We start from the raw sequence: 22,076 nt of genomic DNA, 5'->3' as shown, positions 1-22,076 counted from the left end.
CCTGACTTATGTCTGCCTGAATGTCACTCTGTATAAAGCTGAGTGTTGAGGGTTATATGGCTTATATAAAGCTTAATGGGGTCAACCATTACTATGAATGGATTTGCGATGGTTCACCCGGAAGTCGCCCAACTCTAGTGTTTTTGCATGGCTGGGGAGGATCTGCCCGTTATTGGGAAAGTACAGCTCAGGCAATGAAATATGATTTTGACTGTTTGCTATATGATCTGCGTGGATTTGGTAGATCCGCAGCTGCAGTCAAGACAACAGTTGATTTAGGAACTCTGGAAAGTTTTGCAGATGATCTTAATTGTTTATTAACAGCTTTGGAGCTGGAACGTGTCTTTATAAATGCTCACTCTATGGGGGCTTCAGTAGCACTTTACTTTCTTACTCGTTTTTCTCAACGCGTGAATAAGGCAATTCTTACGTGCAATGGGGCTTTTGAATATGATGAGCTTGCCTTTCAAGCTTTTCATCGGTTTGGTAGCTACGTCGTGATGTTTCGCCCATCATGGTTAGCGAATATTCCTTTTGCACCTCAGATGTTTATGGCACGATTTCTGAAAAAAAATATTTCTTATCCTGACAAAAAAATATTTCTTAACGATTTTTTGCAAGCTGATATGGCAACTGCCTTAGGTACCTTAAAGGCCTCTGTCAGTAAGCATGCTACAGAAACAATGCCTCGGGCCTTTTCAGCTATTAGCGTACCCACGCTGATGATATCTGGGGAATATGACAAGATTACCCCTGCTCAGCTCGGGCGTCAGGCGGCGTCCTTGAGCAAGCATATTAAGTATGTAGAAGTGCCGGGTACTGCTCATTTTCCCATGTTGGAGGATGCTTCAACCTATTTGTCGGTGGTCAAAGCATTTCTTGATTAATGGCTAGATACTGCTGAAAAATTTGTAGTGTGCTTCAAAACTTTGAGCAACAAAATTTCAGTGAGTAACGAGGATGGTCTAAATTCATTATTTCTTTTAAAGAAAAAGTTACATACACAAAGCTTGATGGGAATGCTGAATATAGGCATATATGACTGTCTATGATGCTTATATCTCACATAGTTTCTAAAGTTAATTATTTCAGGTAACGATTAGGTAACGTTCTAGGTTCTTTCCAAGAACTATATGTATAAGTCTAAAGTTTGGCTGTAGTGCATTAATGTCGCTGCGATCAGGCAAGAAAAATTACATGGCGATAATTTTTGATGAATAAATAATTCCTAAGAGTATCTACTGACTTAGATATCATCAGTGCACTCTACTGGGTGTGTTGGGGATATCTATCTCGAAGTAATACTTTAAACAGCCAGAGTGAATATACGGAGTCTCTCGGGAAATTTATAGTCCGAGTCCCGTAATCCAACGATGGTGGGCTTAAGTCAACATCCCGACAATGTACTTAAATCACGATTTAACGCCCTAACACAGGATATTTAGTACACTATGGCTACTCAAACCTCATCGCTTCGATCTCGCGGGATGGAGATGCTGATGGCATATAAACAACAGCCATCAATTAAGTTGCGTAATGATTTAGTTCGCTTAAATGCAGGTTTAGTGCGAAAAATAGCGCACCGTGTAAGTCATCAGTGTGCTGAACCTTATGAAGACCTTGAGCAGATTGGCTATCTTGGTTTGATTCGAGCAATTGAACGGTTTGATCCAAGTCAAGGGTGTGCGTTTAGTTCTTTTGCGGTTCCCTATATTCGAGGTGAGATGCTTCACTTTCTGAGGGATCGCGGATCTACGGTTAAAATTCCTCGTCGTTGGCAAGATTTGCAAAAGGCTAGTCAGAAGCTACAAGCTGATCTACTTCGACAATATGGTCGCCAGCCGTCTGATCATGAAATGGCTCAAGCCCTTTGTATTTCGGTTAAAGAGTGGCGTCAGGTGAAAATGGCTAATAAGAATCGTATGCCACTGAGTTTAGACGCTACTGTTTGTCATCAAACTGATTCAACAATTACTCTGGGAGATACCCTGCCGGATATGCATTATCAGCTTCTGCAAGCGCTAGAAGAAGATCGTCAGCAAGTGCAGCGGGCGCTCAGTCAGTTAGAGGATAAAACCCGCTCAGCTATTGAATTTGTCTTTTTTAAGGGACTTTCCCGTAAAGAGGTGGCTGAACGCATTGGTGTGAGTCCGATGACAGTGACTCGTCGCATTCAACGGGGAGTTGATCAAATGATTAATTATTTGCAACCCCAGACATTGCAGACAGATCCCTAGGGTTTGGGTTGCGTTTAGGTTGTTTAAACCTGTAAGAGTGTCAAAAATTTTGCCTCTCTTGGATCCGGTTTTGATATAGATAAAAAGTAGCGGTGTGAAGGGTTGTTTCACACCGCTACTTTTGTATTAAGAAAATAGTAAGTCTATGGTTGGGGTGTTAATCAGATTCAGTAGCCAGTTGTGTTGGTTAAGGAGCAGTCGTGATATTTAAGTTAGCCAACTCTGAAATTAAAGATGATTTCAAATTTCGTCAGCTCCAGGCTCAATTGACGACATGCTGGCAACCTGTAGATTGCTTTGACCGTGCTCCCAGGCAAATTTTGGTGGTGCCTTCCCTTAGCCTTGATCAAGAGGAATTGAGAAAGGTGGAAGGTGTGCATCACTATGAAGAGAGACTGCTGTTTTCACTCCTGCACCTGCGGAATCCTAATACGTCTCTGATCTATGTCACTTCGCAGCCGCTGCATCCTAGCATTGTCGATTACTATTTGGAGCTATTACCAGGTATTCCTAGCTCCCATGCTCAGAGCCGGCTGAATTTATTTTCTACCTATGATGGGTCACAACGGCCCTTGACTGAAAAGATTTTGAAACGTCCACGCTTGGTGGAGCGTATTCGCCATTGTCTTTCTCCCGAGGAAGCCTACATGGTTTGTTTTAACTCTACGTCTTGGGAACAGCAGTTGGCGCTGACATTGAATATTCCACTAATGGCGTTATCTCCAGCGCTGTTGGATTTGGGTACTAAGGCTGGGAGTCGTGAAATTTTTGGTGTCTGTGGTGTACCCCATCCGCAAGGTAGTCAGCTTACATATTGTGTCAAAGATCTGGCTGTGGCCACAGCTGATTTATGGGAGCAACAGCCAACCTTGAAACGTATTGTGATCAAGCTGAATGAGGGATTTTCAGGGGAAGGAAATGCTTTGCTGTTGTTGGATGAGTTGCAAGATGTTGCTCCAGGCCATGCATCTCACAGCCAAAGGGTTGTCAAGATTCACGAAGCACTGAAACATATGCGTTTTCAGTATGTGTATGAAACCTGGGACCACTTTAGTCGCAAGATTGAAGAGCTAGGTGCGATCGCAGAAGCGTTCATTGAGGGTGACATTAAGCGTTCTCCTAGTGTCCAAGGTCACATCACCCCTTTTGGCGAAGTCGAAATTCTATCCACCCATGACCAGATTTTAGGAGGCCCTGATGGCCAAATCTTTTTAGGTTGTCGTTTTCCTGCAGACGGAGCCTATCGGCTGGAATTGCAGGAAATGGGCCGTCGCGTCGGAGAAAGCTTGGCGAAACAGGGAGCCCTTGAAAGGTATAGTGTTGATTTTATTGCGGTGCAGAACGCGGATCAAACTTGGGATTTAAATGCCATTGAAATTAACTTGCGTAAAGGGGGCACTACCCACCCATTTATGGCTTTGCAGCTATTAACCAACGGTAGCTATAACCTGGAGGATGGCCAGTTTTACACTCCCCAGGGGCAACCCAAATATTATCGAGCGTCTGATAACTTACAAAAGGAGCAGTACAAAGGTCTGTTGCCCAATGATCTGATGGATATCATCATGATTGAACAGTTGCACTTTAATTCTATTGCTGGCACTGGGGCTGCATTTCACCTGATGGGTTGCCTCTCGGAGTATGGCAAGCTGGGCCTCACCTGCATTGGAAATACCCCCCAAGAAGCTGAGCAGATTTATAAGCAAGTAGTGGCTGCCCTAGACAAAGAAACGATCTAGCGATTTTTCATCATGCGGGCAATATCGCGTTTTTCTTGTTTTTGCTTCAAGGACTCGCGCTTATCGTGGAGTTTTTTACCACGCCCAATGGCAATGTTGACCTTGACGCGTCCTTTTTTGAGATAGAGCTTTAAGGGGACTAGAGTTAGACCCTTTTCTTCTACTTTGCCAATCAACTTACGAATTTCAGCCTTGTGCAGCAATAGTCGACGTGGACGGCGCGGTTCGTGGTTATACGCCTGGTTAGTCATGTTGTGGGGGGAAATATGGACATTCAGTAGCCACACTTCACCGTTTTTGACCTGGGCATAGCCATCTCGCAGGTTGACCTTGCCAGCGCGGATAGACTTGACTTCAGTGCCCTTTAATTCAATACCCGCTTCATAGCTGTCTAAGATTTCGTAGGTAAATCTGGCCTGGCGATTGTCAGCCATGACTTTGAAGCCGTCACTGGGCTGGGATTTTTTATTGGTTTTCGCCATGTTGACTTAACGTTGTGGTAACTATGAAAAATACTGAAGTCCTCGGGTCTGTTATTGTAGCGGGCTATTCCACCACTACACACCATTCATGAAGTTCGTAGTCGACGCAGCCATTTTCAATCAGCGGATCGGCTTTGACAATGGCTTCGGCTTCGGCTAGAGACGATGCTTGGAAAAGCAACATGCCACCGCCATGCTCAGCCCAATACCCGGTTTTGGCTTGGTGTCCTTTTGCAATTAAATCGTTGACGTAGTCAACATGGGCAGGCACAAACTGGTCAAACGTGGATTTATTGACAATCCCACGCTCAATTTTGACAAACCAGGCCATAAGCAACCTTCGGAGATAGTGGCCTTGGTTTTGGACTAAGGCCTTACAAAATACATTGTAGAAAGATTAATGGCTAACCTATGAATTCGCAGCGATTCTTCATTGCTCTGGTGCCACCATCGGAGATTCAAGCGTCTGTCAATGAGATTAAGGGCTACTTTGAGCAACAGTATGACTCTTGTAAGGCATTTAATTCACCGCCTCACATTACGTTGCAGGCTCCGTTTGAGTGGCCTAAAGAGCGGGATATGGATGAGTTGACTGAGGGATTGAAGGGGTTTGCTGTGGGAAGGGAGGAGGTTGCGATCGCACTGCGTAATTTCGGAGCCTTTCCTCCCAACGTCATTTACGTGGATGTCGTTCATGTTCCAGATTTAATGAGCCTACAAAAAGATTTAGCCATATTTATGGAAACTAGATATGGTGTTGTCGATCGCCGTTATCGTAACTTCTGTCCCCACATTACCGTTGCCTTTAGAGATCTCACCAAAACGGCATTTCACCAAGCTTGGCCAAAATTTCAACAAAAAACATTAGCGTTTGACTTCATAGCCCAACAATTGACGCTACTGCGTCATGACGGTCACCGTTGGCAAATTCATCAAAATTATTCACTCTCAACTTCACTCTGATATCGCCATGCCGCCTGGAAAAAATCCCGCTCACAGACCATGGCATAGCGATACGTAGATCGAATCAACGCACTGTCTGCTGCATATTCATCCACAATGGCTTCTAGCTGAGCTGCTAAGGGTTCAAACTCGTCGCTGCTATATGTGGCAATCCAATCCCCATAGGTATGCTCTGGAATGCCACCCTGGGCGAGCTGTTGACCTAAATAGGCGTACAGACGCATGCATGGCGACATGGCGACAGCTGTGACCCCAATAGACTGACCCCAGGCCGTTGCCAATAAAAAATCCGTATATTGCCGTGTAGCTTTTCCGGGGCTCACCTGGGTCAGGTCTACATGCCAAGTTTGAGCATAGCTCTGGTGTAGCTTGAGTTCTGATAACACCCCAGCCGCCAAATCATGAAATACATTAAAGCTCTGCCAGGTGGGAGCTTTGGCCGCTGCAATGCTATAAGCTCGGGCAAAGGCTTCTAGAAAGAATGCGTCCTGACCCACATAGTAGGCAAAGGTCTTTTGGGGAAGTGTACCGTCTGCAATACCTTGAACAAATGGATGGGCAAGGCTTTCATTGGCCAGGTCTAGGTGGTCTTGCCAAAGCTTGGAAGAAAGGACCATAGGATAGGGATCAGCGGTCGAACTGCGGGTGACATTATAGAATTAATAGGCTACGACCCCATTGGTTTTCATCGTCTAAGCCCATTGCCTAATGTTAGACCTGTCCGACCTCAAACGCGAAAGCGATCTGCTCACTAATCGCCTGGGCAAAGCTCAGGAGTATCTTTGACCTGCCTGCTATTCAGGCAAAAATTGATGACCTAGAGCAGGTAGCTGCCCAACCAGACTTTTGGGATAACCAAGAACAAGCTCAGAAGACACTACAAACGCTGAACGAATATAAGTCTTATTTGGAACAGCTCAATACTTGGAATATTCAACTTGATGATATTCAGACCATTGCAGAATTACTGGAAGTAGAGTCAGATCCAGCCCTTTTATCTGAAGCGCAAGAAACAGCTCAAAATCTAGCCAAGGCCCTTGACCAGTGGGAGCTACAACAGCTGCTTTCGGGTCCCTATGATAAGAACAGTGCTGTCGTTACCATTAATGCTGGGGCAGGGGGGACCGACGCTCAGGACTGGGCTGAAATGCTACTACGGATGTATACCCGCTGGTGTGAGCAGCACGGTTACAACATCAGGCTGGTGGAAGAATCTAAAGGAGATGAAGCGGGGCTAAAGTCGGCCACCCTAGAAATTGATGGGCGCTATGCCTATGGCTATTTGAAGGCAGAAAAGGGGACGCACCGACTGGTGCGCATTTCTCCGTTTAACGCCAACGGCAAGCGGCAGACTAGTTTTGCGGGCATTGAGGTGATGCCGGTTTTAGATGACACCATCGAGCTAGATATTCCCGATAAAGACCTGGAAATTAAAACATCCCGTTCTGGGGGAGCAGGTGGTCAGAACGTGAATAAGGTGGAAACGGCTGTGCGGATTACTCACCTGCCGACAGGCCTGTCTGTGCGGTGTACCCAGGAGCGATCGCAACTGCAAAATCGTGAAAAAGCCATGGCTTTACTAAAAGCGAAGCTGTTAGTCATTGCTCAAGAACAGCAAGCCCAGGCGATTGCTGATATTCGGGGTGACATGGTAGAAGCTGCTTGGGGAAATCAGATTCGTAACTACGTCTTTCACCCTTATCAAATGGTGAAAGATCTACGAACAAATGTTGAAACTACAGCAGTTGACGATGTTATGAATGGCGAGCTTGATCCATTTATTCAGGCATTACTTCAGCAAGAAAATCAAATTACTCAAGAATCAACCGTGTAGTCGACCGGGGTATAGTGAGACCTGATACATTACTTAATGTTTGAAAGAATTCTAGTTCTAGCCTGTTGCGTCAATATTTAGCCTAATGGCCTAGGCGTTTGTAGCCGTTGCTGATTTCAGGGATGAATCGATCTGACAAGATTGCTTTAAATCAGTATTTTTTAGATTAAATCCTCCCGAAGATCAACAACGACCATTTTTATTTATTACTTAAGAGCTATGTCCCAATCGCCTCCGCCTTCTGTAGACCCACAACCCATGGAGCCTGCCCCCAGCTACGTCAAACTAGCCATGCGCAATATGGTCAAAAAAGGTAGTAAATCGTTATTTCACTTTTTTCTGACCGCTATGGGCTTACTAGGAGTGTTGATTGGTTTGGCTTACCTTACCCGGTGATTCCATTGACTCAAACTTTAGTGCCCGAGGTAGAGCTTTGGGTAGAGGCGACAGAGCTTTTACCCAAGCAGCCGGACTTACCCCCTACGTCGGCTTGGCAAACCTGGTTTAATATTTGGCTTAGGGAACTAGCTCCAACGGCATCCCCCATAGGTCGATACGAGATTAACCTTCTGCTTACGAATGACGTTACCATTCAAGAGTTAAACGCTACATATCGTCACCAGGATAAGCCCACGGATGTCCTAGCCTTTGCGGCTCAAGAAACGGAAATCCCTGGAGCTCAAACCATTTATCAAACATCGCCTATTCCCTTGGGTGATCTGATTATTTCTGTGGAAACTGCTCAGCGGCAGCGTCACAATGATAATTACTCCCTGATTCAGGAGTTGGCTTGGCTGGCAGCCCACGGTCTTCTGCACTTATTGGGATGGGATCATCCTGATGATGCGGCTCTTCAAAATATGCTAGAGAAGCAACATAGTCTTCTGAAGTGTATTGATTTGACGTTTTAGCAAGATAGGTGATATTTCCTGAATCTGGATAGGTAATATACGATTACAGATTTTGATAAAGGTTAATATAATCGACAAAATGATAATTCTTTCGGGAACCTATTTAGTAGTTTCAGGCTTCGATTAATTAGGTCCGAAGATTATATAAGTCTTATTGATGGACTAAGCAGTAGCTCCGGCATTTAGTTTGCGGTGGCTGCTAGCTAAATTAAGCGGTCTTGCGCTTTTTGTGCTGACTGAATATACATCACCTCTTAAGGTTTGTGCATGTCTATTTCCTCTAACCTTCAAACTGCTCCTAAGAGTAAGAAAGAAAGCAAAACTGCTTGGCAGGTTGCCCCGAATTTATTCACTAGTTTTCGCTATGCATGGGCAGGGATTATCTATGCCGTCAGAACCCAGCGAAACTTTCGTATTCATTTAGGCATTGGTCTAGTAGCGTTGTTTCTAGGAGTAATGCTGCACATCAAAGCAATTGAAGCCGCTGTGGTTGCTATTACCATCAGTGCTGTTCTGGTGATGGAGCTGATGAATACAGCTTTAGAGTCTGTGGTGGATCTAACGGTTGGCCAGACCTACCATGAGCTGGCTAAGATTGCAAAGGATTGTGCTGCTGGGGCTGTTCTGATCTCTGCTATGGCTGCCTTGCTTGTGGCTGGATTTATATACTTGCCACCGCTACTTGTGCTGTTGAATACTGGGATCGCTTAAGCTAGGCTCATTGAGCTTTAGGCAAACAATGATCTTAGTCATTGATAATTACGATAGTTTTACCTACAACTTGGTTCAGTATCTAGGAGAGTTGGGACAAACGCTTCCTGTTGCATCTGACATTCGTGTCTTTCGTAATGACCAAATTACATTGGCGCAGGTTCGTGATTTGTCACCGGATGGAATCCTAATCTCTCCGGGGCCTGGCACTCCTGACGATGCCGGCATTTCTTTGGAAATAATTCGAAAATTGGGTCCAACTATTCCGATTTTGGGGGTATGTCTGGGACACCAAAGCATTGGTCAGGTATTTGGTGGTATCGTCACAGCCGCCGCTGAACTGATGCATGGCAAAACATCCCCCGTGACCCATACAAATCAGGGGGTTTTTGCAGGTCTTGAAAATCCATTGACGGCAACTCGTTACCACAGCTTAGTCGTGGAGCGAGCGAGCTGTCCTGAGTGTTTAGAAATCACTGCTTGGGTTGATGACGGCACGATTATGGGGGTTCGTCATCGCGAGTACCCTCATATTCAAGGAGTGCAGTTTCATCCTGAAAGTGTGTTGACTAAATCAGGTAAACGGCTCCTGCATAACTTTTTGAGTCCTATTCCGATGAAGGTACCGGCCACCGTCTAAGGGGTTTGGGGCTTTTGACAGGGCGGTATGACCCAGAAAACTGGCTGTCTTTCTTAGCGAGTATTCCAAGCCTGTGGCACTATAACAAGTCATGGACAGTTGATCTCAATGGGATGTGAGGACACTATGAAACGGCGGCAATTGCTTCAAAATGCCAGTGCAGCCTTCGTCAGTACTCTTGGATTGGGCATTGCTTCTCATTGGCAAGCCTACCAAGCGCAAACGGGCACCTTAAGCATCACAGCACTGGGGCATATGTGTTTCCAGTTTTCCGGTGGTGGTAAGACCATTTTGACCAACCCGTTCAGACCTTTGGGCTGTACTGAAGGTTATACAGCTCCAAATTTGGCTGGTTCAGACCTGGTATTGATTAGTAGCCGATTATTTGACGAAGGATTTATTCCTGAAGGCACAACCGTCAACTATCTAGATGAACCAGGTGCCTATGAGATCAATGGTCTCAGTGTTCAAGGTGTTGGTATGCCCCACGATCGAGAGGGGGGGAGAAGATTTGGTACGAATACGGCTTGGCTATGGACTCAAGCTGGGGTCAAGGTTGTTCACCTTGGCGGGGCTGCAGCACCCATTGATTTAGAAGATAAAATTTTGATTGGTCGCCCTGATGTATTACTGCTACCAGTAGGGGGTGGCTCCAAGGCTTACAATGCCACGGAAGCGGCGGCGGCTGTGCAGAGCTTGCAGCCCAAATTGGTTATCCCGACTCAATATCGCACCAGTGCTGCCAACGACAGCTGTGAACTGCAAGGTGTCGATGAGTTCCTAGGAGCAATGGCGGGTACACCTGTTGACCGAGTTGGTAGTACGCTGACACTTCAGAGTGGTAGCTTGCCAGCCAGTGGTATGCGAATTAAGGTTCTCTCTTAACGTAGCAAAACTGCTCACATGTCCATGAATTCAGAATATCAACAGCGACGACAGGCTGTGATGGCCGCTATTGGTCAAGGTACTGCTATTTTTGGTAGTGCTCCAACAGCTGTCATGCACAACGATGTGGAACACCCATTTCGTCAGAACAGTGATTTTTTCTATCTGACGGGGTTTAATGAGCCGGATGCGATCGCAGTCCTAGCTCCCCATCACGAAGAGCATCAGTTTGTGCTGTTTGTCAGACCCAAGGATAAGGAAAAAGAAACCTGGTCCGGTTATCGCACAGGTATAGAGCTAGCCAAGCAAAAGTATGGAGCCCAGGAAGCTTATCCCATTGAAGAATTAGCTGAAAAGCTACCTCAATATGTGGAAAATGCTGATCGGCTTCATTACCATTTTGGTGATGATGGTCGTTTAGACCAGCACATCCTGGCCCTATGGCGAAGACTATTAGCCAAGTACCCAAAACGTGGACGAGGCCCGGTAGCCATTGAAGATGGGCGGCTGTTAATGCAGCAGTTTCGCCGAGTCAAAAGCGCCAGCGAACTGGAACAGATGCGTAAAGCCATTGCTATTTCAGCCAAAGCCCATAATCATGCCATGGCTATTACCCAGCCTGGTCGCTATGAATATGAAATCCAGGCTGAAATGGAACATATATTTCGCTTAGAAGGGGCTCTAGGGCCGGCTTATCCATCGATTGTGGCCTCTGGTGCCAATGCCTGCATTTTGCATTACATCGAAAACGATCGCCAAATGCAGACGAACGATCTGCTGCTCATTGATGCAGGCTGCGCCTACAACTACTACAATGCCGACATTACCCGCACCTTTCCCGTGGGAGAACGCTTCACGTCTGAGCAGCGCATTCTCTATGAATTAGTCTTAGAAGCTCAGCTCAAGGCGATTGATGCCGTTCAACCAGGGCGTCCCTTTAATGACTTTCATGATGCGGCTACTCGCACAATTACCGAAGGATTAGTCGAGTTAGGTCTGCTTAAGGGCAGCGTAGACACATTAATCGAAGAGAAAAAACATAAAGCCTTCTTCATGCATGGTACCGGTCACTTTTTAGGGCTGGATGTACACGATAGTGGTACTCTACGGAATTCGGATAAAACCTGGAAACCCTTTGCGCCTGGCAATGTAGTCACGGTTGAGCCAGGTATCTATATTGCTCCAGACTATGAACCTGAAGAGGGACAGCCCGATGTGGAACAGCGTTGGCGTGGTATAGGTATCCGTATTGAGGATGACGTTCTGGTCACCCAAACTGGCCATGAAATTCTGACAGCAGCTGTGCCTAAAAGCATTGCTGCGATGGAATCGCATGCTGAGTATGCTTAGTCACTAGGGAACTGTATAAATAGTTTTCTTGTATTAATTTCTTTTGATAAGGGCACTTTAACGATGAACTGGAGTTAATCTAGCTCGTCGCTGGTGGCAGGTTTCCCTAACGATTCTTGTCTGAAACTACAAAAGTCAGATGAATCAAAGAAAGGAGTATCCTGAAAACCGCACAATTTTGATGTTCGATATCTTAAACATTGCACAAATGCGGTTACTCTTGTCTTGCAATATTGATCTCGGGTTTACTTGAGCCAGTTAATGGCTGTGGGATCATCACTGTTAGAAGGAACTGAAGCTGTGCATTGGAATCCTTTACTTTCTAGTAAGGCGGTAGCCTCCAGAATGTCTAGCTTGACGTCTGGCGTGATTGGTATTTTGGGGGCTGTGCTGATTGCCTTGCCAGCCGATGCTGCCAATCTTCAGTTTTGGCGTTTTGACCAGCAGCAAAATCGTCTGACATTTACAACGGACACTCGGGTCCAGCCAACAGCCAAGTTGATTTTTAATCCGACCCGTTTAGTCATTGATTTACCAGGTACTCAGGTGACGAGTGCGACTTCTCGACAGCGACTACAAGAAGGGTTGCGTGAAGTCCGCGTGGGTCAATTAGATGACCAAACAGCCCGCATTGTGATTGAAGTAGCCCCTGGTTATAGCCTTGATCCACAACAAGTGGAAGTTCGGGGCGAAACCAATCGTCGTTGGTTTGTGCAGCTGCCTGAACTAGTGGCTACCGATGATGAGGACCGCCCAAGACGCTCATCATCATCTGCTCGAGTTAATCAGTCGTCGGATCAAGCCGAGCGCGCATCTGGGCGGACAACAAACCAGGTGACAGCGGATGCTAACGCGTCAGCCCAGAGTCAAAGCACTCAGGTGCAAAGTATTGTGGCAACGGCTGATGGCTTTTTTATTCGCTTATCGGGTGATACACCGGAGGTGCGCCTTAGCCGCTCCCGGCGACGGGATCCAGAACGAAAAATCACCTTAGAACTACCCAACAGCTCTGTTTCGCCCAGATTAACGCCAGCGTCACTGCCAGACAATCGTTACAGTATTGAAAATTGGGAGATATCTCAGAGCGACTCAACGGTGTTTATCACTATGACTCTGGGGGATGACAGCCCTGACTGGCAGACCATTACGACTGAAATTGGTAGTAGTCTCCGGGGAATTTCTGTACTTCCTGATGGAGTAGCGATTCGAGATATTCCTGATAGTGCGCCTAGTAGCACTGTTCCAGTACCCTCTACAGCGGTGACGAGACGTCCTTCAGAGCGACCTTCTAGTCCCTCTGACAGAGCTAGGGTTAACCCAACTGAGCCTTCTTCAGCTTCGAGCGATCTGCCTCGGGTACCCCAAGGGCGCATTGTTGTTGCCATTGACCCTGGGCATGGAGGACGTGATCCGGGTGCTGTCGGAATTGGCGGTCTGCAGGAGAAGCAGGTGATTTTTCCAATTTCTCAACAGGTTGCCGCTATTCTACGGGAGCAAGGGGTAGATGTGGTTATGACCCGCAATAGTGACATCGAGCTCGATCTTGACCCCCGCGTTCAGATTGCTGAACGTGCAGATGCAGACCTATTTGTCAGCATTCATGCCAATGCTATTAACTTGAGTCGGCCCGATGTTAACGGTTTAGAAACCTACTATTATTCTGGTGCAGGAGCTCGGTTTGCGCGCACAGTGCATGATGTAGTGCTGCGCATGATGGGGATGTCCGATCGGCGTGTAAGACAGGCTCGTTTCTATGTGCTACGCCGTACCTCAATGCCAGCAATCTTAATTGAAGTAGGATTTGTCACAGGTGCGGAAGATATTCACAATCTGCGTGATCCAGAGTGGCGCAGTGAGATGGCTAATGCGATCGCACGCGGAATTTTAACCCACATCCAGCGCGAATTCTAGAAAGCAAGCTAATTGCATCATTAGCTTGCTATAAAAGGTGTATCTGGAAAAAGAGTGTTGATTATTTATGTTCCGGGTGTTCAGTAGCCTCACAGGGCTCGCCAAGAGTGTTAATCTTACGAATTAGCTGTTGTAGGCGACCAAAGTCACGGTGATTAAATTGGAATACCAGGCGAGACAGCTCTGCTGTTTCATCATCTTGCTCTTCTGGTAGCGCATTTGACATTTCTATTTTGCCAGCAGCAACAATATCGCTAAATGATTGATTGAGCTCCTCTAACGCTCCAGACCGCAGGCAAGAATTGAGCCTTATCACCAAATGATCACCAACATATCGGCTGGAATGAAACACTCGATAATAGTTTGTTATTTCCTGCCATGCGTCATTGATGTTATCGGTCATAACATAAAGGCTAGGATCGTCGTCACTGATCAGTCGATTGGCCATTAAGTGATCGCGTATATAGGTATCCCAACCTTGCCAATAGTTGCCACCAGGGTGATCAATCAACACAATAGGTATTGGTTCGGCTTTCCCAGTTTGGACGAGTGTTAACGACTCAAACGCCTCATCTTGAGTCCCAAAACCACCTGGAAATACTGCTAAGGCATCACATTCCCTCAAAAAAAATAGCTTGCGTGTAAAAAAATATTTGAATGTGAGCAGTTTTGGATCATTCTCCATAATTGGGTTAGAGCCCTGCTCAAACGGTAACTGAATATTCAGACCAAAGGAATGCTCGACGCCAGCTCCTTCATTACCAGCTTCCATGATGCCTGGTCCGGCACCAGTCATAATCATGAATCCCTGTTGTGCTGCTCGTTGGGCAAAGGTCTTTGCTAACTGGTAATCAGGATGCTCTGATGGAGTACGTGCTGACCCAAAAATGGCTATTTTTCGGGTATGGCGGTAAGGATAGAAACCCTGAAAACCCAGTTCCATATCCTGTAATGTATTGCTTAAAATCTTCCAATCCAGCCGATCAGCCTCTCGCCCAATCATTCTTACTAGGGTTTCTAAAATCTGTTGAATTACAATCCCATGTTCCATGGAGGGCAACTGGGTGACAATTTCAGAAATCTTCTCTTGTAAGTGAGTGGGCAATTTTGTTGTAGAGGTCACCATAAAACACGCAGTTAGTGAAGATTCTTAAGCGTTGAATCAGAGCATCTAGCTCCCCAATTGTATAGCAATGGATTGATTCAATAGGATGCTGGTCTCTCCTAATTGCTACAGCACTCTCTATGTACCTAACGCTCCTTGTTATCTCTAGTAATTGAGTCAACTCATTGAGTCAACGCAATCGGTATTCTTGCAGTATTAGAGCGTGATTGCAGTTTAGCAGTCTGTGCCTGTTGTGCACAGACTGCTCTTTCAGTTGCTTCAGCCTCTAAAAATGAACGGCTCCAACAGAAACTGTTGAAACCGTTTATTTCTGAAAATTTGAACTTACCCGATCTATCTGCACCCTATATCTGTCTCAGTATATTGGGTTACAGCTAAGTCATTTAGCCAATAATAAATCCATAAAACCAAATCAAACGCCTATAGATACTTCTCAAGAGTATTTGCCAAGGTGGTTTTGGGGACAGCACCCACTACCATATCAACCCGTTGCCCATCTTTAAAAATCATCAATGTTGGAATACTTCTGATACCGTACTGGCTAGCAACTTTTGGGTTATCATCCGTGTTGACCTTAACAACCTTGACTTTGCCATCGTACTGTTCAGAAATCTCATCCACAACGGGAGCAACCATCCGGCAAGGACCACACCAAGGGGCCCAAAAGTCTACAAGTACCGGTAGTTCACTTTTGAGAACTTCTTGTTCGAATGTCGAATCTGTGACTTGTGCGGCTGACATCCCTATATTCCTTGTCGACAAATATCAGATTCTTACCATAGCTGATTTTGGCTTGTGACTCATCTCAGCAGTGGAAAAATCAACCTTAAGAATACTCCTTTATGACCGCTTCCATGGACTGCAAAAGTTTTATTGCAGGTTTTTTGTGCCCAACCTGACTAGTGTCATAGGTCTTATTCAAACTTGAGGAATTATCAATAATTATCAAATTTGGTTCATATAGGAACCGCCTAAACCAAACAGGTTTAGGCGGAGTGTGGTGTGAGGAGTGAACGGAAACTTCCGTCTCCGCTTTCAGTCCTATTGTAGGTCAAGTCTCAGCTTTTGCCATCCCCTACACTTGAGGTCTGACGCGGATTATAAGTTTTGTTTTCTTGTGTCTGTAAGAAAACGTAGTGTTAGTGACGCTGGTCATCCTCAAGGTGTGATAACAATCATCATCTTGAGAAAATCATGAATAACACTCCACAATTTTTTTGAAAATCACCTTTTAATTAAAAAACATACTCAGAACATGCTGCCTTGTGATCTAAAAAGCTGATGCTCTGAATATATCTTAATATGGCCTACTTACCCATGCCCAACTGCTGAGCTTTTTGGTACACTTTCCCTTCCGTCAGCAATGAGGGAGCAATGACAACCTCTACCTGTTGCATATCCTTTAAGTCTTTAGCTCCCAGGGTGCCCATGCTGGTTTTGATGGCTCCTAACAAATTATGGGTACCGTCATCGAGCTGGGCTGGACCCCGCAAAATCTGCTTCAGACTACCGGTTGTGCCTACTTGGATACGTGTCCCTCGGGGGAGTACTGGGCTGGGAGTTGCCATACCCCAGTGAAATCCACGACCAGGAGCTTCGGCTGCTCGGGCAAACGGTGACCCAATCATGACTGCATCGGCACCGGAAGCAATCGATTTGCAGATATCCCCCCCTGTGACTAAACCTCCATCTGCGATTACCGGTACATAACGTCCTGTTTCACGTTGATAGTCATCTCGAGCGGCTGCACAGTCGGAGACAGCGGTTGCTTGGGGAACACCCACACCTAATACACCTCGTGAGGTACAGGCTGCGCCGGGACCGATACCAACCAGAACACCTGCTGCGCCTGCTTTCATTAGCTCTAGGGTGACTTCATAGGTAACGCAGTTGCCTAAAATCACTGGCATAGGCATGTCGGCACAAAATTCTGCCAGATCTAACGGAGTGATAGATTCAGGAGAGAGATGGTTGGTAGATACTACCGTTGCTTGAATAAAGACTAGATCAGCCTCGGCTGCGGCTACTGTTGTGCCATACTTGGCTGCCCCCATTGGAGTCAGGCTAACGGCTGCGATCCCACCTTGAGTCTTGATCTCTGAAATGCGCTGCTTAATTAGCTCTGGCTGAACTGGCTGAGCATAGATTTCTTGCATGAGAGGGACAAACTCTGCTTTGCCGACAGAGACAATGCGGTCCAACACAGGGTTGGGGTCGGCGTAACGAGTTTGAATACCTTCTAAGTTTAAGACGCCGAGAGCACCAAGCTTTGACAGGTCAACTGCCATGCGGACGTCAACAACACCGTCCATCGCACTGGCAATAATCGGAACTTCACGTTCTACGTTACCAAGGGTCCAACGCGTGTCGGCTAGTTCTGGATCTAGGGTTTTCGGGCCGGGCACCAATGCGATTTCATCAATGCCATAGGCACGTCTTGCTGTTTTGCCACGACCAAGTTGAATGTTCACTGATATCTCCTTCCCAAGATCATTAGGTAAGCCTAGCAAAGAAAGAAATCGATACTCAATTGTTTGTTGGCGGGTCACTTAGGAATTTGGCTCAAGGCGTCTTTATACTGAACGAGTGATTGTCGTTTAAGGCTTGAGCATGGCAAGGTAGAGCCATTTTTCAAGATAAACTCTCATTAGAGTAAAAACACCCTACACCCTATTGGTGCTTTAACACACTAATGTTGATGGGGTAGCGAGATATTCTTCAGCAATGGGGGATGGCTAAGCCGCTTGACCTTTGGGCAAAATAGGTGTCATCTGTTCCGGAATCGGAGGTTTAATCTTAGAAACCTTTAGGCTACAGAATCAGATGCAACTTAGACTCCATTATTGATTTATTGGCAATCAACGTGAATTTATCGTCACTAAAGTTTTTTAGGAATCTGCGTGCTAATAATCGTCAGTTTGCGGTTATCGGATTGGGGCGTTTTGGGCGAGCTGTCTGTCTTACGCTCCATGGTATGGGGTATGAGGTTTTGGGGATTGATTCTGATGAAAATCGGGTTGCTCAAGTCCTAACTGATCAAATTGCAGCCCATGCTGTGCAGATGGATTCTACCCAGCCGTCCGCTTTGCAAGAGGCAGGCATTCCTGACTTTGATACGGTGATTGTTGCCATTGGTAATTACATCCAGGAGAGCATTATTACGACTCTCAATGTTAAAGAGGCAGGCGTTGCTAATGTAGTTGCCAAAGCGTCTACAGAGATTCATGGTAAGTTGCTCCAGCGAGTAGGGGCGGATCATGTTGTCTTTCCAGAGTTTGAAATGGGCTGTGAACTCGCTCGCTCGCTAACGCGTCCAGGCGTGCTCGATCGGTTTGAGCTTGATCCAGATCACAGCATTGTAGAGGTGGTCGTTCCTCAAGAATTTGACGGTAAAACCATTGTGGAACTCGATCTACGAAATCACTATGGGTTAACCTTGATGGCTATCAGCAAAGCCAATGCTATGGACAAGTTTGAGATCAATCCCAGTCCAGTGACTCGATTGAGAGCTGGAACCTTGATGGTAGTGGTGGGTTCTAACAAAGGCATTGATAAGCTACCTATGTAGAGCTAGGTAAGTAGGGGTATGAAAGTCATTGGCCTGATGAGTGGTACCTCTGTCGATGGCATTGATGCAGCTTTGGTGGAGGTAACAGGTAAAGGATATGGGGTGAAGGTTGAACTGTTGGCGGCTCATACTGCTGACTATTCACCGTCTCTGCGAGATCGCATCCTGGCCGTATGCGCTAATAAACCTTTAGCGATGGCCGATATTGCTGGCATGGATGACGATATTGCGATCGCCTTTGCTAACGCTGCCAACCATTTAGGTACAGCTGAATTAATTGCTTCCCATGGCCAAACGGTTTATCATCGGCCCCCAACCGCCCAGCAGATGGGCTATAGCTGGCAAATGGGACGTGGAGAGCTAATTGCGGAGCTCACCCAAACACCTACCATCAGTAACTTTCGTGCTGCTGATATTGCAGCTGGTGGCCAGGGGGCTCCCCTGGTGCCACCGGTAGATGCTAGTCTTCTCAGTCATGCTCAGCACCATCGCTGTGTACAAAATATTGGCGGTATTGGCAACCTCACTTACCTGCCGCCTTGGGATCGAGCGGGTCCACCACCAGCAGCTATTGTTGGCTGGGATACGGGGCCTGGTAATGCCCTGATCGACTGGGCTGTGAGCCTGTTTAGCGATGGCAACCTAACCTATGATCACAACGGTGACTGGGCAGCCCAAGGGCACCCTTGTCAGCGCTTAATTGATCAGTGGCTTGCTCAGTCATTTTTTCGGCAGCCTCCTCCAAAATCGACAGGACGGGAACTATTTGGTGCTGACTATGGTCAGCGGTGTTGGCAAGAGGCTCAGGCACTTGATCTGAGTCAAGCCGATTTTCTATCGACTTTGACAGCCTTTACGGCTGCAACTATTGCTGACAGTTACCAACAGCTACCCTGTCTTCCAGATGAGGTCTTGTTGTGTGGCGGAGGTAGTCAAAATGGATATTTGCGATCGCAGCTTCAGCTTAGATTGCCTAGCGTCAACCTTATGACTACTGATGATGCTGGTATCAGCAGCAGTCATAAGGAAGCTATTGCTTTCACTGTCCTAGGATATTGGCGTTGGCATCAACATCCAGGTAATATCCTTGCTGTTACCGGTGCTCGTCAACCTTGCCTGCTTGGCAACATTTATACAGTTGGTGATAGCGTTAACAACTAACAACTGAACCACAGGGTACGGTGTGACGATAGCCATAGCTATCGTTTTCATCTCTTCCGTAAGGGTATACCTGTTAAGGTTAAGAACACATGCACTCAGAGCTTTAAGGTTTAACGTCTCAAATCCATAAACTGTTGATTGTTCGATTGCGCATTTTCATCAAACCACTAGGGAGAACACGTGAGTCACAGTTTTCTGATTGAGCCAGGACGCTGGACCCTTCAAGGGAGTTGGTTAGCCAGGGATTTACTCCCTATAACTGTCAAAGGCAAAATCCTGGTTGCTTGGAATAGCAATGATTGGTTCACAATGGTTACCAAGCTCATTTTTCCTAATGGAGAATTAGACGATATTTCCTTGCAGTATAAAGGGCGGATTGTCAGAGGCGATCGTCAATACACATTTGTATTGCAGCACAGTGTCCTTGGGCGAGTAGAAGGTGAAGGTTGGATCGCCCCTAGTTCAATTGTTCAACAATACTGGGCACTGCAGGATAGACAAATGCGTACCGGGTTTGAAACCCTCTACCGCCTAAGTCCAAAGCGATATCATTTCTCCGGAGGCATTATGGCAGGTCATCATCTGACCAGCACCATGGAAGCTGTCGTTGAACGTCATCAGAGTTAGGCTGATGAAACTATTCTTCAAGTTGCTATCAATTCGCCCTGGGAGTTTGTTTAGTCCTATGTATTGATAGATAGTCGAACTCTCAAATTGTGTTTTTAGACACCAAGGCTAATAAAATTTGGGCGTTGCTGATCCCCAGGAGGATTTAATCTGACAATGCTGATGTGGGGCAATTTTGTCAGATCGATTCATCCCTGAAATCAGCAACGGTAAAATTGGCTACTTAATTCTCTAGACTGGGAATTAAGGCTGAATGAGCTTGCTTTATAAGCTCGCACTGTCAACCTTGCAAAAATCGCAGTGGCTATATTGTTGGTTTAGAAGCGCAGCGTTCAATGACAGACAATAACTTCGGTCGTAGACTTGCCAATCGCTATGAGCTCATGGACTCCATAGGCCAAGGCTCCATGGGAAAAGTCTATTTGGCCAAAGACACGCTGCTTGGTGGTGTGCCGGTTGCTGTTAAATTTTTGGCTCAAACCCTGCTAAATGAGCAAATGACCCAGCGATTTATGCATGAGGCCATGACCTGTGCCCAGCTGGGAAATAACAGTATCCATGTCGTCAGAGTTACCGATTATGGTGTGGCTGATGATGGTGTGCCGTTCTACGTCATGGAATATCTGAAGGGCAAAAATCTGGGCCAAGTGATTCAGTCTCATCCCCTACCAGTCAAACGATTTCTCGATTTTACTAGACAAATTTGTTTAGGCCTTCAGACAGCTCATAAAGGCATTATTCTCGATGGTCAGCTTGTGCCTATTATTCATCGAGATATCAAACCTAGCAATATTCTGGTCACTCAAAGTGCCAGTGTAGGGGAGCTGGTCAAGGTTTTAGATTTTGGTATTGCGAAGTTGACGCAAGCCGGTATCAGTGAGCAAACCAGCAGCTTTTTGGGAACCTTAGCCTACGCGTCACCAGAGCAGATGGAAGGTCAAGAGCTGGATAGTCGTTCTGACATCTACAGCTTGGGTGTCATGATGTACCAGATGTTGACAGGTACGCTGCCATTATGTCCGAAGGTTAATACATTTGGAGGCTGGTATAAAGCCCACCGTTCTCAAGAACCAACACCCTTAGATGGGTTATCGCCCTATGGCACATTGCCGCAACGGCTCAAAGAAGCAGTAATGGGGTGTTTAGCCAAGGAACGGTCCCGGCGACCGACTAGCGTTAGCCATTTGCTGGCACATCTTGAAGGGGCTGTTGACAGTCCCATGTCAGCCTTTCTAAGGTCAGCGAAAGATCCCGAAGAGCTGCCACAAGAGTCTGAGGAAGAGCGGTTTTACCGGCAGCAAGTATGGCCGAAGGATAAGCCGATTGCTGAGATTGTTTTTCCAAAACTCTTGACTATGGGCGAACGCCAATTGCCTACACTGTGGGTTATGCTATCTGCGCAAGAAATAGAGCAACGCGTTAGTAACACCGGCTACAACAATTTTTTATGTACCCTTAACCCTCATCCCATGGTTCTATGGGTGACGGCGTTTCACAGTAAAGTTCAAGGGCCTCGATGGCTATCTAGCTATCTAGATCTTAAAAACCCTTACCATGGAAAAATCATTTGGCATTTAGGGGGAAACGGTAGTTATCGTGTGCTGTTTTTCGCTAAAGACTTTCCTAACCAATTTGTTGATTCTCGCCGTTTACATATTGCTCCCCCTCAGCGAAAACTCCTTAAGGAATGGGTGCTGAGGGCACGTACGACTATCTCAGTAGGTAGTTCCCAGGACAGTAAAAGTATGCTGAGAAAAGAGCTGAATACCAATCTAAAGCCTCAGATGCTCTGGTAGATCTGGCACTGTTGCTCTCTATAGAATGGGGGTGTGTTAGACAAAACGGGTATTTTAAGAACAGTTAAAACGTTCTTAAAGCTAGTGAAGTTCGAATCGGGAGGAATTCTGGTTTGTTGCGATTTAACATGCTGA

Annotated in this window: 22 protein-coding genes; 16 read left to right on the top strand and 6 right to left on the bottom strand. The window is 46.2% G+C overall.

Translation table 11 applies throughout. The features are described 5' to 3' along the window. Nucleotides 1-56 precede the first annotated feature (56 nt). From QGP82_RS12105 to QGP82_RS12095, 3 genes are all read left to right on the top strand, one after another. Nucleotides 57-887 (top strand): alpha/beta fold hydrolase, encoded by an 831-nt coding sequence (locus tag QGP82_RS12105; RefSeq protein WP_499059326.1) that lies wholly within the window; start codon nt 57-59, stop codon nt 885-887. A gap of 564 nt (nt 888-1,451) precedes the next feature. Further along, nucleotides 1,452-2,237 (top strand): RNA polymerase sigma factor SigF, encoded by a 786-nt coding sequence (locus tag QGP82_RS12100; RefSeq protein ID WP_006515817.1) that lies wholly within the window; start codon nt 1,452-1,454, stop codon nt 2,235-2,237. Between the two features lie 200 nt (nt 2,238-2,437). Then, the gene (locus QGP82_RS12095; RefSeq protein WP_499059324.1) at nt 2,438-3,976 is read left to right on the top strand and encodes a peptide ligase PGM1-related protein; all 1,539 of its coding nucleotides are present in this window, start codon (nt 2,438-2,440) and stop codon (nt 3,974-3,976) included. Here the strand turns inward: QGP82_RS12095 and smpB are convergent. Together smpB and QGP82_RS12085 are read right to left on the bottom strand one after the other, a co-directional pair. Then, a complete protein-coding gene (gene smpB / locus QGP82_RS12090) occupies nt 3,973-4,458 on the bottom strand; it encodes an SsrA-binding protein SmpB (RefSeq protein ID WP_163661549.1) in 486 nt (161 codons plus the stop codon). The genes QGP82_RS12095 and smpB overlap by 4 nt on opposite strands. A 64-nt stretch (nt 4,459-4,522) precedes the next feature. Then, nucleotides 4,523-4,789: a YciI family protein gene (locus QGP82_RS12085; RefSeq protein WP_163661547.1), complete on the bottom strand. Its 267-nt coding sequence runs from the start codon at nt 4,787-4,789 to the stop codon at nt 4,523-4,525. A gap of 80 nt (nt 4,790-4,869) precedes the next feature. Here QGP82_RS12085 and QGP82_RS12080 point away from each other — a divergent pair, with 80 nt between their 5' ends. Further along, the gene (locus tag QGP82_RS12080; RefSeq protein ID WP_163661545.1) at nt 4,870-5,421 is read left to right on the top strand and encodes a 2'-5' RNA ligase family protein; all 552 of its coding nucleotides are present in this window, start codon (nt 4,870-4,872) and stop codon (nt 5,419-5,421) included. On the opposite strand, the gene QGP82_RS12075 is transcribed toward QGP82_RS12080, so the two are convergent. After that, complete coding sequence (locus QGP82_RS12075) at nt 5,397-6,038, bottom strand: TenA family protein (RefSeq protein ID WP_163661543.1); 642 nt, start codon at nt 6,036-6,038, stop codon at nt 5,397-5,399. The two genes, QGP82_RS12080 and QGP82_RS12075, sit on opposite strands and share 25 nt — an antisense overlap. A 91-nt stretch (nt 6,039-6,129) precedes the next feature. Between QGP82_RS12075 and prfB the strand changes: the two genes are divergently transcribed. From prfB to QGP82_RS12035, 8 genes are all read left to right on the top strand, one after another. Further along, nucleotides 6,130-7,255 (top strand): peptide chain release factor 2 gene (prfB, locus tag QGP82_RS12070; RefSeq protein WP_163696543.1). Its coding sequence is split into 2 segments (ribosomal slippage): nt 6,130-6,204 and nt 6,206-7,255, totalling 1,125 coding nucleotides; the frame shifts between segments, so codons are not numbered across the junction. Between the two features lie 219 nt (nt 7,256-7,474). Continuing rightward, nucleotides 7,475-7,651, top strand: a complete 177-nt coding sequence (locus QGP82_RS12065) for a DUF3285 domain-containing protein (RefSeq protein WP_006515811.1) — start codon at nt 7,475-7,477, stop codon at nt 7,649-7,651. Further along, a complete protein-coding gene (gene ybeY, locus QGP82_RS12060; protein ID WP_163661539.1) occupies nt 7,648-8,166 on the top strand; it encodes an rRNA maturation RNase YbeY in 519 nt (172 codons plus the stop codon). Before QGP82_RS12065 ends, ybeY begins: the two co-directional genes overlap by 4 nt. A gap of 267 nt (nt 8,167-8,433) precedes the next feature. Beyond that, nucleotides 8,434-8,877, top strand: coding sequence for a diacylglycerol kinase family protein (locus QGP82_RS12055; RefSeq protein WP_163661537.1), 444 nt, complete (start codon nt 8,434-8,436; stop codon nt 8,875-8,877). Between the two features lie 28 nt (nt 8,878-8,905). Continuing rightward, the gene (locus QGP82_RS12050) at nt 8,906-9,517 is read left to right on the top strand and encodes an anthranilate synthase component II (protein ID WP_163661535.1); all 612 of its coding nucleotides are present in this window, start codon (nt 8,906-8,908) and stop codon (nt 9,515-9,517) included. 126 nt (nt 9,518-9,643) lie between these two features. Next, nucleotides 9,644-10,402, top strand: coding sequence for an MBL fold metallo-hydrolase (locus tag QGP82_RS12045; protein WP_163661533.1), 759 nt, complete (start codon nt 9,644-9,646; stop codon nt 10,400-10,402). A gap of 24 nt (nt 10,403-10,426) precedes the next feature. Continuing rightward, nucleotides 10,427-11,752: an aminopeptidase P N-terminal domain-containing protein gene (locus tag QGP82_RS12040; protein WP_499059317.1), complete on the top strand. Its 1,326-nt coding sequence runs from the start codon at nt 10,427-10,429 to the stop codon at nt 11,750-11,752. Nucleotides 11,753-12,013: 261 nt separating this feature from the next. Next, nucleotides 12,014-13,663 carry an N-acetylmuramoyl-L-alanine amidase gene (locus tag QGP82_RS12035; RefSeq protein ID WP_499059316.1) on the top strand — a complete coding sequence of 550 codons (1,650 nt, stop codon included), beginning with the start codon at nt 12,014-12,016 and terminating at the stop codon, nt 13,661-13,663. A gap of 61 nt (nt 13,664-13,724) precedes the next feature. On the opposite strand, the gene QGP82_RS12030 is transcribed toward QGP82_RS12035, so the two are convergent. The 3 genes from QGP82_RS12030 to QGP82_RS12020 all read right to left on the bottom strand — a co-directional run bounded on the left by QGP82_RS12030 (nt 13,725) and on the right by QGP82_RS12020 (nt 17,260). Further along, nucleotides 13,725-14,789: an LOG family protein gene (locus tag QGP82_RS12030; protein WP_499059314.1), complete on the bottom strand. Its 1,065-nt coding sequence runs from the start codon at nt 14,787-14,789 to the stop codon at nt 13,725-13,727. Nucleotides 14,790-15,209: 420 nt separating this feature from the next. Continuing rightward, the gene (gene trxA / locus QGP82_RS12025; RefSeq protein WP_006515803.1) at nt 15,210-15,530 is read right to left on the bottom strand and encodes a thioredoxin; all 321 of its coding nucleotides are present in this window, start codon (nt 15,528-15,530) and stop codon (nt 15,210-15,212) included. Between the two features lie 566 nt (nt 15,531-16,096). Continuing rightward, complete coding sequence (locus QGP82_RS12020) at nt 16,097-17,260, bottom strand: GuaB3 family IMP dehydrogenase-related protein (RefSeq protein ID WP_163661527.1); 1,164 nt, start codon at nt 17,258-17,260, stop codon at nt 16,097-16,099. 392 nt (nt 17,261-17,652) lie between these two features. Between QGP82_RS12020 and QGP82_RS12015 the strand changes: the two genes are divergently transcribed. The 4 genes from QGP82_RS12015 (at nt 17,653) to QGP82_RS12000 (ending at nt 21,941) form a co-directional block, all read left to right on the top strand. Beyond that, complete coding sequence (locus tag QGP82_RS12015; RefSeq protein ID WP_006515801.1) at nt 17,653-18,357, top strand: potassium channel family protein; 705 nt, start codon at nt 17,653-17,655, stop codon at nt 18,355-18,357. An 18-nt stretch (nt 18,358-18,375) separates the two neighbouring features. Continuing rightward, complete coding sequence (locus QGP82_RS12010) at nt 18,376-19,518, top strand: anhydro-N-acetylmuramic acid kinase (protein ID WP_163661525.1); 1,143 nt, start codon at nt 18,376-18,378, stop codon at nt 19,516-19,518. Nucleotides 19,519-19,698: 180 nt separating this feature from the next. Continuing rightward, complete coding sequence (locus QGP82_RS12005) at nt 19,699-20,145, top strand: hypothetical protein (RefSeq protein WP_163661524.1); 447 nt, start codon at nt 19,699-19,701, stop codon at nt 20,143-20,145. A 335-nt stretch (nt 20,146-20,480) separates the two neighbouring features. Then, complete coding sequence (locus QGP82_RS12000; protein ID WP_163661522.1) at nt 20,481-21,941, top strand: serine/threonine protein kinase; 1,461 nt, start codon at nt 20,481-20,483, stop codon at nt 21,939-21,941. The last annotated feature ends 135 nt before the right edge of the window (nt 21,942-22,076 follow it).

The sequence above is a fragment of the Leptothoe sp. LEGE 181152 genome, assembly GCF_032906605.1.
Lineage (GTDB): Bacteria > Cyanobacteriota > Cyanobacteriia > Phormidesmidales > Phormidesmidaceae > Leptothoe > Leptothoe turfae.
The sequence above is the reverse complement of the archived record's forward strand: the minus strand, read 5'-3'. Positions and strand labels throughout refer to the sequence as shown.

What these genes read in the sequence shown, in the direction of transcription:
- QGP82_RS12075 (WP_163661543.1), bottom strand. Translation starts at nt 6,038, where the DNA reads ATGGTCCTTTCTTCCAAGCTTTGGCAAGACCACCTAGACCTGGCCAAT.
- QGP82_RS12100 (WP_006515817.1), top strand. Translation starts at nt 1,452, where the DNA reads ATGGCTACTCAAACCTCATCGCTTCGATCTCGCGGGATGGAGATGCTG.
- QGP82_RS12040 (WP_499059317.1), top strand. Translation starts at nt 10,427, where the DNA reads ATGAATTCAGAATATCAACAGCGACGACAGGCTGTGATGGCCGCTATT.
- QGP82_RS12030 (WP_499059314.1), bottom strand. Translation starts at nt 14,789, where the DNA reads ATGGTGACCTCTACAACAAAATTGCCCACTCACTTACAAGAGAAGATT.
- QGP82_RS12010 (WP_163661525.1), top strand. Translation starts at nt 18,376, where the DNA reads ATGAAAGTCATTGGCCTGATGAGTGGTACCTCTGTCGATGGCATTGAT.
- trxA (WP_006515803.1), bottom strand. Translation starts at nt 15,530, where the DNA reads ATGTCAGCCGCACAAGTCACAGATTCGACATTCGAACAAGAAGTTCTC.
- QGP82_RS12080 (WP_163661545.1), top strand. Translation starts at nt 4,870, where the DNA reads ATGAATTCGCAGCGATTCTTCATTGCTCTGGTGCCACCATCGGAGATT.
- QGP82_RS12000 (WP_163661522.1), top strand. Translation starts at nt 20,481, where the DNA reads ATGACAGACAATAACTTCGGTCGTAGACTTGCCAATCGCTATGAGCTC.
- smpB (WP_163661549.1), bottom strand. Translation starts at nt 4,458, where the DNA reads ATGGCGAAAACCAATAAAAAATCCCAGCCCAGTGACGGCTTCAAAGTC.
- QGP82_RS12055 (WP_163661537.1), top strand. Translation starts at nt 8,434, where the DNA reads ATGTCTATTTCCTCTAACCTTCAAACTGCTCCTAAGAGTAAGAAAGAA.
- QGP82_RS12085 (WP_163661547.1), bottom strand. Translation starts at nt 4,789, where the DNA reads ATGGCCTGGTTTGTCAAAATTGAGCGTGGGATTGTCAATAAATCCACG.
- QGP82_RS12050 (WP_163661535.1), top strand. Translation starts at nt 8,906, where the DNA reads ATGATCTTAGTCATTGATAATTACGATAGTTTTACCTACAACTTGGTT.
- QGP82_RS12035 (WP_499059316.1), top strand. Translation starts at nt 12,014, where the DNA reads ATGGCTGTGGGATCATCACTGTTAGAAGGAACTGAAGCTGTGCATTGG.
- QGP82_RS12045 (WP_163661533.1), top strand. Translation starts at nt 9,644, where the DNA reads ATGAAACGGCGGCAATTGCTTCAAAATGCCAGTGCAGCCTTCGTCAGT.
- QGP82_RS12065 (WP_006515811.1), top strand. Translation starts at nt 7,475, where the DNA reads ATGTCCCAATCGCCTCCGCCTTCTGTAGACCCACAACCCATGGAGCCT.
- QGP82_RS12105 (WP_499059326.1), top strand. Translation starts at nt 57, where the DNA reads ATGGCTTATATAAAGCTTAATGGGGTCAACCATTACTATGAATGGATT.